This is a genomic window from Collinsella sp. SGI.241 (assembly GCF_050312955.1).
Lineage (GTDB): Bacteria > Actinomycetota > Coriobacteriia > Coriobacteriales > Coriobacteriaceae > Collinsella.
This window is the reverse complement of the sequence record NZ_JBNPKM010000014.1, coordinates 13,221-27,867: the sequence shown is the minus strand read 5'-3', so window position 1 is coordinate 27,867 and position 14,647 is coordinate 13,221. Positions and strand designations below refer to the sequence as shown.

At 60.6% G+C, this 14,647-nt stretch carries 11 protein-coding genes; 3 read left to right on the top strand and 8 right to left on the bottom strand.

Features of this window, described 5'->3' with window-relative positions; genetic code table 11:
- The first annotated feature begins 27 nt into the window (after positions 1–27).
- A complete protein-coding gene (locus tag ACQQ92_RS07000) occupies positions 28–1,935 on the top strand; it encodes an elongator complex protein 3 (protein ID WP_427796125.1) in 1,908 nt (635 codons plus the stop codon).
- Positions 1,936–2,811 carry a spermidine synthase gene (locus ACQQ92_RS06995; protein WP_427796124.1) on the top strand — a complete coding sequence of 292 codons (876 nt, stop codon included), beginning with the start codon at positions 1,936–1,938 and terminating at the stop codon, positions 2,809–2,811. It begins immediately after the preceding gene.
- 204 nt (positions 2,812–3,015) lie between these two features.
- On the opposite strand, the gene ACQQ92_RS06990 is transcribed toward ACQQ92_RS06995, so the two are convergent.
- The 8 genes from ACQQ92_RS06990 to ACQQ92_RS06955 all read right to left on the bottom strand — a co-directional run bounded on the left by ACQQ92_RS06990 (position 3,016) and on the right by ACQQ92_RS06955 (position 12,700).
- Complete coding sequence (locus ACQQ92_RS06990; protein ID WP_427796123.1) at positions 3,016–5,460, bottom strand: DEAD/DEAH box helicase; 2,445 nt, start codon at positions 5,458–5,460, stop codon at positions 3,016–3,018.
- Positions 5,461–5,576: 116 nt separating this feature from the next.
- On the bottom strand, positions 5,577–6,875 hold the full coding sequence (locus tag ACQQ92_RS06985) for an ATP-binding protein (RefSeq protein ID WP_427796122.1): 1,299 nt from the start codon (positions 6,873–6,875) through the stop codon (positions 5,577–5,579).
- Positions 6,868–8,628 (bottom strand): TerB N-terminal domain-containing protein, encoded by a 1,761-nt coding sequence (locus ACQQ92_RS06980; RefSeq protein WP_427796121.1) that lies wholly within the window; start codon positions 8,626–8,628, stop codon positions 6,868–6,870. The genes ACQQ92_RS06985 and ACQQ92_RS06980 overlap by 8 nt, the downstream gene beginning before the upstream one ends.
- Positions 8,629–8,732: 104 nt before the next feature.
- Complete coding sequence (locus tag ACQQ92_RS06975; RefSeq protein ID WP_427747902.1) at positions 8,733–9,449, bottom strand: DUF554 domain-containing protein; 717 nt, start codon at positions 9,447–9,449, stop codon at positions 8,733–8,735.
- Between the two features lie 87 nt (positions 9,450–9,536).
- Complete coding sequence (locus tag ACQQ92_RS06970) at positions 9,537–10,928, bottom strand: hypothetical protein (protein WP_427796120.1); 1,392 nt, start codon at positions 10,926–10,928, stop codon at positions 9,537–9,539.
- Between the two features lie 279 nt (positions 10,929–11,207).
- On the bottom strand, positions 11,208–11,810 hold the full coding sequence (locus ACQQ92_RS06965) for a hypothetical protein (RefSeq protein WP_427796119.1): 603 nt from the start codon (positions 11,808–11,810) through the stop codon (positions 11,208–11,210).
- 87 nt (positions 11,811–11,897) lie between these two features.
- Positions 11,898–12,407 carry a hypothetical protein gene (locus ACQQ92_RS06960; RefSeq protein WP_427719604.1) on the bottom strand — a complete coding sequence of 170 codons (510 nt, stop codon included), beginning with the start codon at positions 12,405–12,407 and terminating at the stop codon, positions 11,898–11,900.
- The gene (locus ACQQ92_RS06955) at positions 12,404–12,700 is read right to left on the bottom strand and encodes a hypothetical protein (RefSeq protein ID WP_154517147.1); all 297 of its coding nucleotides are present in this window, start codon (positions 12,698–12,700) and stop codon (positions 12,404–12,406) included. The genes ACQQ92_RS06960 and ACQQ92_RS06955 overlap by 4 nt, the downstream gene beginning before the upstream one ends.
- Before the next feature lie 344 nt (positions 12,701–13,044).
- Here ACQQ92_RS06955 and ACQQ92_RS06950 point away from each other — a divergent pair, with 344 nt between their 5' ends.
- Positions 13,045–14,646: an FAD-binding oxidoreductase gene (locus ACQQ92_RS06950; RefSeq protein WP_427728270.1), complete on the top strand. Its 1,602-nt coding sequence runs from the start codon at positions 13,045–13,047 to the stop codon at positions 14,644–14,646.
- Position 14,647: the final 1 nt, after the last annotated feature.

The following is a 14,647-nucleotide window of genomic DNA, read 5'->3' as shown; positions in this document are numbered from 1 at the left end:
CGGTGCCTTTGCCTTTACAATGGGGGCATGGAACAGATTATCTTGAACATACTTAAAGCCCTGCGTCGCGGCGAGACCGTAGACGACAAGGCGCTCGTCAAACTGATACATGCCGAGGCACGCCGTGAGGGTGCCGACAAGCGCGATCTGGCCAAGCGCCGTCTGCTGCCGTTCTACCAGCGGGTTAAACGTGAGGATCCGGCTCGTTGGGCTGCGTGGAATGTCGATTCCGATCTGGAACGTCAACTGCTGCAGGTGCTACGCATGAAGCCGCGCCGCACGGCTTCGGGAGTGGCGACCATTACCGTCATCACCAAGCCGTGGCCGTGCTCGGGCGATTGCCTGTTTTGCCCCAACGACCTGCGTATGCCCAAAAGCTATTTGCATGCCGAGCCCGCGTGCGCCCGTGCGGAGCAAAATTGCTTCGATCCGTATCTGCAGGTGAGCGCTCGTCTGACCGCGCTTTCGCAGATGGGGCATGCGACCGATAAGATTGAGCTCATTGTGCTTGGCGGCACCTGGAGCGACTATCCGCAAGGGTATCAGACATGGTTTATGTCGGAGCTTTTCCGTGCGCTCAATGACGATGCCGTCGCCGGCGTGGCAGCCAACCCCATGTTGGCGCGTCCGGGTATCAGCCGTGCTGAGGCGGGGCGTCTGCTCGACGATGCACCCGCCGATGCGCTGCCGCCGGTGGTGGCGGAGCGCCGCGAGCGCTATCGGGCTGCCGGCATTGCGACAGACGAGGCCGAGCTCGCTGCCGACGTTGCCGACGAGCAGGAGCGTGTGGATGCTGCCGTGGGCGGCTATAACCGTGCGGTGCGTCGTCTGTACGGCCCCGGTACGCCGTGGGGCGAGGTCACCGAGTGGCAGACGGCAACGATGGAGGAGCTCGAGCGTCAGCAGCACATCAACGAGACGGCGAAGCATCGCGTGGTGGGACTCGTTATCGAGACGCGCCCCGATGCTGTAACGCCGCAGGCGCTTACGCTCATCCGCCGCCTGGGCTGCACCAAGATCCAGATGGGCATCCAGAGCCTCGACCAGTACCTGCTCGATATCAACGAGCGTCGCATTTCGGTGGGGCAAATCGAGCGGGCGTTATCGCTTGCGCGCCTGTTTGGCTTTAAGATCCACGCGCATTTTATGCTCAACTTGCTGGGTGCCACACCCGAGGGGGACAAGCGCGACTACGAGCGCTTTATGACCGAGGGGGCCTTTATGCCCGACGAGGTCAAGGTCTACCCGTGCGCGCTCATCGAGGGCTCGCGTCTGGTGGGCTGCTACGAGCGCGGCGAATGGCGCCCCTATACCGAGGAGGAGCTGCTCGACGTGCTAGCCGATGACATCGTGGTGACGCCGCCGTTCTGTCGAATCAGCCGCATGATCCGCGATTTTAGCTCCGACGACATTATGGTGGGCAACAAGAAGCCCAACCTGCGTCAGCTCGTCGAGAACCGCCTGGCTGCTCGGGGTGACGGTGCGACGGTGCGTGAGATTCGCTATCGCGAGATCAGCACGGCGGGTGCCGACTTGGATGAGCTGACCCTTGACGAGGATGTGGCGTACGAGACGCCGGTGACGCACGAGCGCTTTTTGCAGTGGGTGACGCCGCAGGGCAAGATTGCGGGCTTTTTGCGCCTGTCGCTGCCCGACCATTCGTTTGTTGCCGCGCATGCGGACGAGTTGCCGACGACGCCGGACGAGGCGATGATTCGCGAGGTGCACGTGTACGGCATGGCGGCGCGCGTGGGCGACCAGGGCCAGGCGGCGCAGCATCACGGGTTGGGGCGTTTGCTCGTAGAGCGTGCGTGCGAGATTGCCCGGGATGCGGGTTATACGCACATCAACGTGATCAGCGCGATTGGCACGCGCGAGTACTATCGCCATCTTGGATTTTATGACCATGGCCTTTATCTGCAAAAGGAGCTCTAGATGAACAAACCGAGTGTTTCTGCCGGCGTTGTTGCCGGCGTTGCTCTGGGAGCCGCGGCGCTTGGTGCGGCTGCCGTCGCTGTTCGTGCTGCCTGCCTGCAGGTTGCGCGAACCCGCAATGGGTTGGCGCGTGTGAAACGCGTGCACGATGAGGGCGGCGATGAAGTCCGCGTATTGGTGCAAGGCGGTGTCTACCAAAGCGCGAGTTACGTCGGCGAGCGCTGGGCGGAGCCCGTCTTTGGGTATTATCGCGCGTTTGACGACGTGTTTGAGGCCGAGGATGCGATGCGTGACGTTTATGGTCACGGTATCAGCCGTATGCTTATGCTAGGTGGCGGCGGGTTTGCCTATCCCAAATTTGCGCTGATGTCGCACGAGGGCCTGCGCATGGACGTTATCGAGTATGACGGAGAGATTACGCGCCTGGCGCGCCGCTGGTTCTACCTAGACGAGCTAGAGCGCGCGGCGGGCGATCGCCTGCGGGTGATAACCGCTGAGGCTCGCTCGTATCTGGGTGTGACGAGTGTGGGCCATCGTCGCTACGACGTGGTCGTGAGCGATTGCTTTAGCGGTGCCGAGCCCGTACGCGAGCTGGCGACGGTTGAGGCGTTGCGTTTAGTGCGGGGCAGCCTGAACCCCGGGGGTATCTACGTTGCCAATATCGTGAGCACAAACGAGGGGAGCGATGTAACGTTCCTGCGCGACTGCGCTGCCACGGCACTCGAGATATTCGCCCACGCCTGGGTGGTCCCCTGTGGCGATACAGAGTTCGGCGGCGAGGAAAACTACCTGCTCATCGCCAGCGACGGGAACCATGCCTTTGCCGAAGCCGTGCCCTTTGACGCCGACTTCCTCGGCGCCGTCCTTCACGACTAGCGCGTCTTTCTGCGACCAGTCTTTCTGGGACGGGGCTTTTTAGCTGCTTTCGGATGCCGGCTCGCTCCACATCGGGAGCAGTCAATTTGGGACGGGGCTATTTTAGCTATCCCTGCCACTAATCGGCCAAACCTTTCGCTTTACCTGCAAGGGCAGCTAAAATAGCCCCGTCCCAAATTGACTGCTCATATAGTCAGCCCCGTTTTATGCGTGGTCGCGCCAGCTGCGGACACGCTGCCTCATACCCTCTATGTCGAGCACGCCTTCGGCAAAGCCCTTACGCACGAGCTCTTCGGGAACGAACTCATCGTAACGATCAAAGTAAGGCACCTCGCCGGGATAGACGAGCTCGATGGGATCGAAGTCCTTCTCGGCCTCGGCGGCGAGTACCTCAAAGAACGTCTCTTCGTCGGCCTTCATCTTAAACTGCATAAAGTACGGGCGCGACGGGTCGAGTCCGCGAAGGCCCAGCTCCGCGGCACATTTAATCTTGAGCATGCGCTCGAGCGCCAAAAAGGCATAGCTGCCCAGCCAGGGGAAGAGCACCCAGGTGTCGCCGCCCAGGTTAATGAGTGGCCTAGTGCCCGCACCCGAAATCTCGGCCGTATGGCGAGCCTGCGCCAGACGGGCTCGCGCGTTGCCCATAAGGTATGGATATGTCACATGTTCGTTGAGCGCTTTACGCATGCGCTCGAGTACATGCGTGTTGATGTCGCCGGGGCAGTCGCCAAAGTAGGCCGGCACACGGCCCTTGACCTGCGTAGCAAAGACGGTATGGCGCTTCCAGTCCACTTCCTCGACAATCCAGCAGTGCCCGGCGATGGCGATGCGTTCACCGGGCGGTGGGGGATTGACGATCGTGCCCAGCTCGGCCGACTCGCTGCGGACGGTGAACTCCTCGTTTTCCTGAAACACGGCGTAGAACTTAAAATTGTTGATGATGCGCTCGCCCGCGAGGCCCACGATGAGCCCGCCGCCCTCGGTGACCTGGATATGGTCGATCTTAATGAGGTGACGCAGCAGCACGCGATAGTCATCGGCTGAGATGCGATGGAAATAGCTGAGTGTGAGCACGCGCTGGGCAAGTTCTGCCGGCGTGAGCTCTCCGGTGCTGGCAAGCGTCGACATAGTCTGGTGATAGAGCAGACTGTAGGGGAGTCGATCGAGCTCGGGCGGCTCGACCCACTTTTCCTCGCGATAGAGTTGTACGAGTGCGATGCCCTGCAGGAGCTTCCACGGAATGGTTTCGGGCATCATCGTGCGCGGCTCGGGTTCTTCCTCGCGCATGACAAACCACATCTCGGGCGGAAGGTCGCGGCGTCCCGTGCGGCCCATTCGCTGCAAAAAGGAGCTGACGGTAAATGGCGCATCGATCTGAAATGCACGCTCCAGACGGCCGATATCGATGCCAAGCTCAAGCGTAGAGGTGGTGACGGTCGTCTGTGCCTGCTCCTCATCGCGCATGAGCTCTTCTGCCGTCTCACGCAACGATGCCGAAAGATTGCCGTGATGGATGAGGAAACGGTCAGGCTCGTGTCGGCTCTCGCAGTAGCTGCGCAGCGTGGAACATACGGCCTCTGCCTCCTCGCGCGAGTTGGCAAAGACCAGACACTTGCGCCCGCGGGTGTGTTCGAAGATATAGCCCATGCCGGGATCGGCGTTGTCGGGTGCGGTGTCGGTGGGGTTGAGGAGCGCTTGCTCGGCGGCCCGGGGGATGTCGACTTCGCCCTCGGGGGCCGAAGAAGTGCAGCGGTTCCCGGAGGTAGCCTTACCCTGTGCCCGTTTGCGACGTTGACGGCGCTCCTCCTGTGTGGGCTGTCCGCTGTGGCACATGCCTTGGGTGTCGGCCGGCAGCGCCGTGGGTGCCGCTGCCTCAATGCGCTCGGAGGCAAGAACTTCGGCCTCTTGAGGACCCATGCTCTCGAATCCCCGCTGCTGTGCCTGGGGACCCGAGTTGTAGAAGTGCTCCATGGAGATGCGCCACACGCGGCGCGGTTCTTCAAAACGGGGGATAACGCAGTCACGTCCCGTTCCCTGTGAGAGAAAAGCGCCCGTGCGCTCGGGGTCGCCGATGGTGGCCGAAAGGCCAATGCGTCGAGGCTGCACGCCGGCCATGCGCGAGAGTCGCTCGATAAGGCAGAGCGTCTGCCCGCCACGGTCGCCGCGCATGAGCGAGTGGACCTCGTCGATGACCACATAGCGCAGGTCGCAAAACATGCGCGGGATCGCCATGTGCTTATGGATCAGGAGCGCCTCGAGTGACTCGGGCGTAATCTGCAAGATGCCGCTCGGCTTTTTGATGAGCTTAGCCTTGTGCGACTGCGAGACATCGCCATGCCAGTGCCAGACAGGGATATCGGCCTCTTCGCAGAGGTCGTTAAGGCGGACGAACTGATCATTGATGAGCGCCTTGAGGGGGCCGATGTAGAGGGCGCCCACGCTCGCGGGCGGCTTCTCCCAAAACTCGGTCAGGATGGGAAAGAAGGCCGCCTCGGTTTTGCCGGAAGCCGTGGATGCCGTCAGGAGCACATTGTCTTGTGTGTTAAAGATGGCATCTGCCGCCGCAACCTGAATGGAGCGGAGACTCTCCCAATCGTGGGAGTAGATGAAGTCTTGGATAAACGGGGCGTAGCGGTCAAAGGCGTTCACGGGGCCTCCTTTCAAAAGCGAATCTCTCAACGCGGCGGGCAGTGGCTTGCTGCATGACTGCTTCAATGTTTGCCCAGATAAAACCTGCCAAAATAAACCTGTCCCTTTTTGGCAGGTTAGATGGCGAATTCGGCGAAGTTGCGGTCGGCGCCCGCGGTGCCGGTGTCGTCTGTTGCGGCTGCTGGCGCGTCACCGCCGACGCTTTGCAGCAGCTCGGCCACGTTGGCGTCGGGGTTTTGGCATAGGATGTCGAGCAGCTCGATAAAGTCACGAATGACTTCGCGCGGCGTCAGATGCGTGTCGGCTCCCACGCGACCGAACTCAATCTTGAGGAAGTCCACCAGGTCGCTCTCGGTAAGCGTGGGCGTCCAGCCAAAGTAGCCGGCGTGAATTTGCATGAGTTTTTCAATCAGCACCAGCAACTCTTCGTAGGTGAGTGGCTGCAGACGGATGATGGGCGCGAGCATGTCCTTAAGGTCCTCGCGTGCAAAGCGGCCCTGAGCGAGTCGGCTGCGCAGGGCCTCGTAGGAGAACACGCCGCGGCGGCGGTCTTCGATGGAGGCTGGCGTGCCGCCCATGATCATGCCCAGGTACTGCGCCTTGCCCTGGAGCGTGTCGTTGTACATGGTCAGGATCTTCTCGTAGTTGTATTGGCGCGTGATCGCGTTGGGAATCTTATACAGATTCACGAGTTCGTCGATGAGCACCAGCATGCCCTTGTAACCGCTGCAGACCAAAAAGCGCGCAATGAGCTTAACGTAGTCGTACCAGTCGTCATCGCTGATGATGGTCGAGGAACCCAGTTCGGCGCGAGCCTCGCTCTTGGTGCGGTATTCGCCGCGGATCCATTTGGTTACGCGGCTCATGGCCTCTTCATCGCCCTCGGATACGGCCGTGCGGTAGCGGCGGAGCATGCGGGCGAAGTCGAAGCCGTGGACCATCTCCTCGAGCGGGGCCAGTTGGGCATTGACGACCGACTCGTCGACGTCGGCACACGAGGCGACCCAGCGATCCAGAATAAGGTTGAGCGCACCGCCCTCGGGGCGCGTCTTGGTCGATATGTTGCGGATGAGCTCACGGTAGGTGGCAAGGCCCTGCCCCTGACCGCCCTGCAGGCGGCGCTCGGGCGACAGGTCGGCATCGGCGACGACGAACCCCTCGCCCATGGCGTGCGTGCGGATGGTCTGGAGCAAAAAGCTCTTGCCTGCGCCGTAGCGACCGACCAGAAACCGGAAGCTCGCGCCACCGTCGGCGATGAGACTCAAATCGGTGAGCAGGGCGCGGATCTCGACCTCGCGCCCTACGGTGATATAGGGAAGGCCGATGCGCGGGACCACACCGCCCTTGAGTGAGTTGAGAATGACGGCAGCGACGCGCTTGGGCACGCGGGGTGCTGCGGATGCGGTATCACTCATGGTCTAGGTATCCTCTCACGTCTGCTTCGTAATCCTCGATAATTTGCGGTCCTGCCGCGCCGAACTCGATAACGGTGTCTCCCACCAGGTCAAAGAGCGTCTCGTTGATGCTGTCGACGAGCATATCCTCGCTCTGGCCCGACCTCTCCACTGCCGATGTCGCTTGCGCTGTGTTTTGCTCGAGGAGCGCGCGAAGAAAGGCATCTTCGGCGGGCGCGAGTTTGTTCGTAGCTTCGGCAGACGCGGGCGTTACGGGTGCGGGCGCAGACACGAGGAGCGGTGCCATGACGCCAAACTCTTCGGCGGAGACAGTCGGCTCGTCGGGTTCGTCTTGCTGAATGGTCATCTCGCCAGGTTCGGCAGTCATGCCGGGCGCAGACTCGCGGCCCGGCTGCTCGATAAGCGTTGCCTCGGCTTCCACGGGCGTGCCGTCCTCGCGCTCCTCATCAATCAAAAGCGCTTCACGCGTTTGCGCGGCGGCGCTCCGAATGTGCCCCAGCTGGCTCAAATCGATATCGATCTTGACGGGCTGGTGTGCGGCATCCCACGAAAGCCATGCCACGATCTCGTCATCGATGATTTTGGCCAGATATTTGGGGACCTTCTCCTCCTTCAGGGGGTGGGCGGGGGCTAGGGCCAGGCGCAGACGTTGGTCGCAGGCGCGCATCATCTCACCAAGCTTGCTGCTCTTTTGCCTGCTGCCGTGAATTCGCATGCATTCCCAAAAACCGTTTTGGCAGCGGTAGATATGGATGGGGTCAAGACGGTATTCGCAGTCCTCGTGGCGCTCGGGCGCAAAGAACACGGCCGAGGCAAACATGGTATAGGGCATGGCCGTCTCCTCCCCAAACAAGCTCGCCACGATACCGGTCTTTCGGTGCGTGTCATAGTAGCGCGCCATGCGGACGTACACGGCACATGCCACGTGGCGTAGGTCGCGATGGTGGCTGCGATCGAGTCTAGAGTTATCGAGGTTATACGTGGAGAGGGCGTTGATAGCGGCCATGAGTCGCTCCTCGCCCGCCTCGTCGGGCGGGAGGGGGAGCGTAGGCTCGGAGGTCTTACGACGCGCAGGCGCCAGGTCCGACGGCGTCGGTGCAGGTGCAAGGTCTCGAGCCGCGCGCCGCAGCTCGATAAGGGCGTTATCGAACATGACGGTTTTAGAGTCGCGAAGCAGTTTGGGGTCGAGCCCGTGGAAAACGGCGTAATCTTGCAACCACACGCGTGCAAACCGGTCGATGCCGGGCTCGAAGGTACGATAGGCGTTCCAAAAGGCCTTGATCTTGCTAAAGCCATCGAGTGGGTCATCTACGCCAATGCCGCAGATCAGCTCATAGAGATACAGGAAGGCAAAGGACGTAGACGTTTCCTCGACAGTTCCGCGGCGCACTTGGGCACGCCAGGTAAAGTAGCCGCGCAACTGTCGATCGCTCATGGCATTGTAGGTGGGAAAGTACGACTTAAAGGTGCCGTTGTAGGGACAATCGTCCTCGAAGTCGGCCATCAGCAGGCCTTGGCGGTAAAAGAGCTCCGCCTCCGATAGCCAACGTCCCGCGCCGCCTTTGGGATCATCTTGCCAGCGTGATATCTCGCGCATCTTGCGGTACTGGTCGGGGAGGAAGTTCTGCATCTGTCGACCGGTCTTGAGAATCGGCTCGTCAGCATAGATTTCGTTTGAGAAGCGGGCGGACTGATGGGTCCGGGCCTCGGCCATAATGCGCTCGATGAGCGTCTTGACGTCCTGGTCGGCCACCGCTTCTCCTCTCCTAACGCAGCTTCGGTGACCTCATATCATAGCACAGCATCAAACAGGTGTTCGAGATATCGCTACGTAGATAGATTGCTACGTAGATAGATTTAGAACAAGAGGGCGTAGATGACCGCCACGACGACGGAGGGGAGCATGTTGGCCGTGCGGAAGGTCTGAGGTCGAATAAGGTTAACCCCAACACAGAAGATGAGCATAGAGCCCACAAGCGAAAGGCTGTCGAGGGCTGCGGTGGTCATGATGGGGGAGAGTGAGCCGGCAAAAAGCGTGATCGTGCCCTGGAATACGGCAACGGGCAGGGCCGAGAAGATGCAGCCGCGGCCAAGCGAGGCCGTCATGGTGCAGACGATGATGCAGTCCAGCGCGCCCTTCAGGGCAAGCGTGGACCAGTCGCCGAGCAGACCGTCCTGAATCGATCCTACGATGGCCATGGCGCCGATACACACGGTGAGCGATGCCGAGACAAAGGCGTTGGTAAACTCGTTGTCGCCTTCGCTGCCGGTTTTGCGCTTGAGCCATTCGCCGAGGTTCTCGATGGCGGCCTCCAGGTTGATGGCCTCGCCGATGAGCGAACCGAGGGCAAATGAGACGATAAGCATGGTGGTGCCGGTGGTCGCCAACGCCTCTCCATCGATAACGAGCATCTTTTGCATGGTGCCGCCCAAGCCGATAAACAGAACACACAACCCCGACGCCTTCATGAGCGTGTCTTGGATGCGAGGCGTAATGAAGCGCCCACCCATAAGGCCAAGCAGACCGCCCGCGATCAAAAGCGCGACGTTGATGATCGTTCCTAAACCCGGCATGAACCCTCCTGTAATTGATGCCAACGCGGCAATCGTAGCAGAACGGGGAGGGGCGCTCAGTATCCGAGCCAAGCGGCAGTTAGCGGTCTAGGACAGGATGGGGCTAAAGTCGAAGCGCAGCGTCATGAGGTGCTGTGGGGATTCGATGGCTGCGGCAATGATGTCGGCATCTCGTGCGCGATCGAACCCTTCAAGCTCCATTTGATAGGGGACGTCTTCTTGGATACCGATGCGACGAGGAACCAAAAGCTTGGTTCCGTCGAATTCTTCGGTTCGCGTTCCGTCTGCTGCAACGGAATAAAGGTGTAACTTGGCGGTCGTTGTGGCATCAAGTGCCGAGATAGCTTGGATATCGTTCGATGCGCTCTTTGCTCCCACTGCTGTAAGTGCCGTAGGCGCGACGACTTCGCCCGAAGGCAAAAAGACGAGCTCGACGGTGTTGGGGAATGCGATGAGGATATTTTTGCGGCGGGGCGCATTGGCAGCGACTGGCTCAATGCTTGCAGCATCGACGGTTTCCGTGTGGTCGAGCGCGACCATCATGCAACAGTTGCCTTCGTCGACACCTGGGGGAGCGGCAAAGTCCAGGCCGTCTTTCGGTTGGGAATCGCCTAGTTCGGTGGCGTTGCCGCTTGGCTTCTCGAGAGGAACCGCAGCGTTGTCTTCTGATGATGCATCGTCAACATGTGCCGGTGCGTCTGCGACCTCGTCTTTGGGGGATTTGTCATTATCGCTCGATATAGGAGCGGAAATCTCGACGGACCCCACTCCGTGCCATGTCATTTGGAGCAGCGCCGGATCGGCGAGAATGCGCCGCACGCCCGGCGCCTGGGCATCGATATTGATGGGGGCGGGTTCTGATCCGCGCGTGAGGTTAAGCGAGCCCTTCTGCCTGGTGCTTTGAGCCTTTTGGTCGTCCGCGTCGCCAGCGTAGAACAGCAAAGGCGCGTCTCCCGTTGCGATGGCTTCGGTGTCCGCCTTGGTCAGCCGCAGCGACGCCGTAAAGGAGATGATGGGCTGCGCGCCATCGGCATTCGAGGGAACGCAGCCCAGGCATACACCCCCTTCTTCTTCATGGGCCGCGCTGTCGAAGACGACTTTTGCCCCGTTCGCCGAATCATCGACCGAGGCAATATCGATGCGCAGCTCTAAGTCGCATGGGTCGCCATCGGCGTCGACTGCAGCCGATTTCCATGTGCAGATGGCGCAACCTGTCCGGGGGCCGTTCTCCTTGTCTGGTCGATTGATATCCACGACTATCGAGTCGACCGTATTGCGGTGAAGGCATCCCGAGGTTCGGACCGTGGCATGTGCGAGCGAAAAACGTTGGCAGGCGACGATACCCGACGAATTCGCCGCGGGGTTCAGAGCTTGCGGTAAGGAGCTTGCCGTGGCGGGCGTCGCCCAAGCGGCGAGAGGCGTACCGCTCGCCAGTGCGCTGCAGAGCGCGGCAACGGGCAAAAGGTTTTTGGGTGCCATGGTTCTCCTATCTATTCCGCGTACTCCGGTCGTGCTTGGCTATTGGTTGCGTTTGATGTGCAGGCCAAGGCACGTCAGTCCTGCTCCCACCGTGGCGACGCCTACCGCAATGAGTTGCCGGGTGTCGCTCGTCTGGACGAGCGGCTCGTGACGGCTGCCGCGATTAAGGCCCGAAAGATCGACGGTCACTTCTGTGGCCGCCTGCGCTTGCTCTTGTTGAGCAAAGGCATTGCGGGTGCGGACGCCAAGATGCCGACGATGGCGGCCAGTGCAATCGCCTTAGGACGTGGCGTGCGCACCGGGCTCGACCGTCCAGGTGATGCTTGCCACTTGATCTCCCGTACCGGTGGCGTGGTAGATGTCACGCGTGACGCGGGCGACGTGGCCACTCACATTGAGCCTAATTTTGTCCGTTCCGTCGGCAATGTCCTTGTACTTCATGTCGAAGCTTGCGTCTTTGGAAAGATCGAGGCCCGTAGTCTGAGTCGCCGAGCTGGCATCCTTTTCTGCCTTATCGGGGCCAACCTTAAAATCGATGGAGTTCTGGGCCGAGCCCGTCTTTGCGTCTGCAACGATTGTCCAGTCGTTCTTGGCCGTGACCTTCATGTTGGTGACGTGGATGCCGTATGCCGAGAGGTTGTCGATGGTAATCGTCTTGTCGGAGGGTCCTACAAGCGTTCCGTCGGCTTTGGCGGCAAAAGGGATGACCGTTGGCGCCTTAAACGAAACATTGCTAATGTCGGCCTTCACCGTCACATCGGTGGTTCCAACGCGCACCTCTGCCATGGCCGCCGTTGGCGCGGCGCCCATCGCAAGTGCGAGCGTAAGCCCTGCGCCCACGGCGAGTGCCCTGGCTCCGCTCAGGTTCATGGGTGTGTTCATAATCGATCCCTTCTGCTCGTCACGGACTGTTTCCGTGATGGTTGGACGAATGGGGACAGGGTGCTGCCCCTGCGAGCGCGTCGGCCACTAGCCTTCTGCCTGTGCCACCCGCACTTTGACGCGCGTCGGATTGCCGTGGGTGTCGTAGGTCTTGGCATCGAGTGCCTGAATCTCGATATATGCCTCGCCTTCTTGGATATCGCCGGCGGGGCAGGTCTCAACCGTCTTGCCGGCTTCGACCACACCGGACTCATAGATGGTCTCGTCGTTTTGAATCACGCGGAAGCGCTGGGGAAACTTGTTGTCTTGGACGTTCTGCACGTTGACGCGCAACTTGCCGCCTTCCTGCAACTGTGCGACCGGCGCGACCGAGATCGTCATCATGTTGTCGCGGACGATGGCGTCGAGCTCATCCTGGATTTCTTGGCGCGATTTACCTTCTGCCGTCGTGACTGAGGCGCCCGCTTCGGGCACGGGCTGCGACTGCCAGGCGTATAGCCCTACGGCGATGAGGGCGCAGACGACAGCCAGGCAGACAACGACGAGTTTCTTGCGACGCCCCAGTCCTGCAAGGCGGGGCGGCTTCTTCGCACTCATGCGGCGTCCTTGGTGGTGTAGACACGTGCGAACGTGGACGGGTCCGCTCCAAAGAGCATGTGAAGCATCAGGCGGCGCGAGTAGATGAGCTCGTCGAAGTCGTGAGGGAGCTCGATGTTGTGGATACGCGCGATGTGGTGGGCGAGCGCCGAGAACGACTCGGGGTCGCAGATCACATCGGTGGTGACGTGGTAGACCTCCGTACCTGGAAATGCATCTTCGTCGAAAGGCAAGAGATAGGGGTCGTCATCGACTTCGATGGCGAAACCGTATTGGGGCCAGTAATATGCCATGGAAACCTCCCTGCTCTGGGGCCAAAACTCCTATTGGTTTGGCTGTCGATGCCGACCGTATCAGCCGCAACTTGCCCAATAACTAACCAATTGCTTGACGAGCCGATATCCCCGCAGGTAAAAGCATGTGAAAAAAATCTCAACTATTTTTGACTGATAAATGCACATGTTGTGGCTGCGCGGCAACGTGTGGCAAAAGCGTCGCTTGTCTCGAAAATTCCACCGTTCGCCGAATTGCGCGAACGTTAAAAACGTCAATTATGGAGACGGTCTCGAACATGTCGGTGAAACGATGCGGTAACATTTCCCTGCAAACACTGTAGTTAGCTAAAGGGGGAGTTCGCGTGTCTGCAACCATCAAACCCTTCACCGACGAGTTCGAAGAGTATGGTCGCGATGAGTCTCGCACATCGGGCGAGGCCTCGAGCATCTCGTTTCCGACAACGGAGGACGAGGTCCGCGCCATTATGGAAAAGCTCCATGCCGAGCGTGTCCCGGTGACGGTTCAGGGCGCCCGGACCGGTCTTGCCGCCGGCGCCGTGCCTCATGGCGGTCACATTCTCAATACTTCCCGCATGAATCGCTACCTAGGCATTCGCCGCGATGAGCAGGGCCGCTTTCTTTTGCGCGTGGCGCCCGGCGTCGTGCTGTCTGAGCTGCGCAAGCAACTGGGCAAGAAAGTGCTGCCGACTGCCGGCTGGGACCAGGCATCGCTTGAGGCCTACGAGGAGTTCCAGGAAGCTCCCGAGCAATTCTTTCCTACCGATCCCACCGAGGCATCTGCCTGCCTGGGCGGTATGGCGGCATGCAACGCTTCCGGCGCCCGTAGCTACGCTTACAGCCCCATGCGCCCTCACGTCACGGGCCTTCATGTCGTGCTGACCGATGGCGACCTGCTCGAGCTTCACCGTGGCGAGGTTTTTGCACAGGGTCGTCGCCTTTCGCTCGTCACGGTGCAGGGCCGCACGCTCGAGCTCGACCTTCCCGACTACACCATGCCCAAGACCAAAAATGCTTCGGGCTATTTCGTTGCTGACGATATGGATGCCATCGATCTGTTTATCGGTGCGTGTGGCACACTCGGCGTCATCACCGAGCTCGAGATTGCCCTGCAGGCGGCGCCTGCGGTCGTTTGGGGCGTGAGCTGCTTCTTTGACAGCGAAGACAAGGCCGTGTCCTTCACCGATTCTGTACGTCCCGTCCTGTCCCACGCGGCTGCCATCGAATATTTCGATGCGGGTGCCCTGGATATCCTGCGTCGTCAGCGCGAGCAGTCGACCGCGTTTGCCTCGCTGCCGGCGCTCGACAAAGACGCCAAGGTCTGTGTCTACGTGGAGCTCGACTGCGACGACGAAGCCCAGGCGACTGAGGAGCTGTATCACTTGGGGTGGGTACTGGAGCTTGCGGGCGGCAGCGACGATGCGACATGGGTCGCGCGCACCGAGGTCGATCGCGAGTGTCAGCGATTCTTCCGCCATGCGGTGCCCGAGAGCGTCAACATGCTCATTGACGAGCGTCGCCGCACGGACCCCACCATTACCAAGCTGGGGTCGGATATGTCGGTGCCCAACGCGCACTTGGCCGATGTCATCGCCCTTTATCGCCGCACGTTGGCCGAAAGTGGGCTTGAATCTGCCGCCTGGGGGCACATCGGTAACAACCATCTGCATGTGAACATTCTGCCGCGCGATGCGCAGGATTACCGCCGCGGCGGAGAGCTCTTTGCCCAGTGGGCTTCCGAGGTCACGGCCATGGGCGGCGCCGTCTCCGCCGAACACGGCGTCGGCAAGATCAAGGCGGGCTTCTTGGAGACGATGTACGGTCACGAGGCCATGGTCGAGTCGGCGCGGCTCAAGCTCCAGCTCGATCCTGCCGGGCAGCTGGGCCGCGGTAACCTGTTTTCGGAGAAGCTCTTGGATGAGCTCGTCCAGAAAGGGGGCGCGTGAA

Bases quoted from the DNA above. Each gene is read 5' to 3' on its own strand.
- ACQQ92_RS07000 (WP_427796125.1), top strand. From the start codon at position 28: ATGGAACAGATTATCTTGAACATACTTAAAGCCCTGCGTCGCGGCGAG.
- ACQQ92_RS06995 (WP_427796124.1), top strand. From the start codon at position 1,936: ATGAACAAACCGAGTGTTTCTGCCGGCGTTGTTGCCGGCGTTGCTCTG.
- ACQQ92_RS06985 (WP_427796122.1), bottom strand. From the start codon at position 6,875: ATGAGTGATACCGCATCCGCAGCACCCCGCGTGCCCAAGCGCGTCGCT.
- ACQQ92_RS06975 (WP_427747902.1), bottom strand. From the start codon at position 9,449: ATGCCGGGTTTAGGAACGATCATCAACGTCGCGCTTTTGATCGCGGGC.
- ACQQ92_RS06970 (WP_427796120.1), bottom strand. From the start codon at position 10,928: ATGGCACCCAAAAACCTTTTGCCCGTTGCCGCGCTCTGCAGCGCACTG.
- ACQQ92_RS06965 (WP_427796119.1), bottom strand. From the start codon at position 11,810: ATGAACACACCCATGAACCTGAGCGGAGCCAGGGCACTCGCCGTGGGC.
- ACQQ92_RS06960 (WP_427719604.1), bottom strand. From the start codon at position 12,407: ATGAGTGCGAAGAAGCCGCCCCGCCTTGCAGGACTGGGGCGTCGCAAG.
- ACQQ92_RS06955 (WP_154517147.1), bottom strand. From the start codon at position 12,700: ATGGCATATTACTGGCCCCAATACGGTTTCGCCATCGAAGTCGATGAC.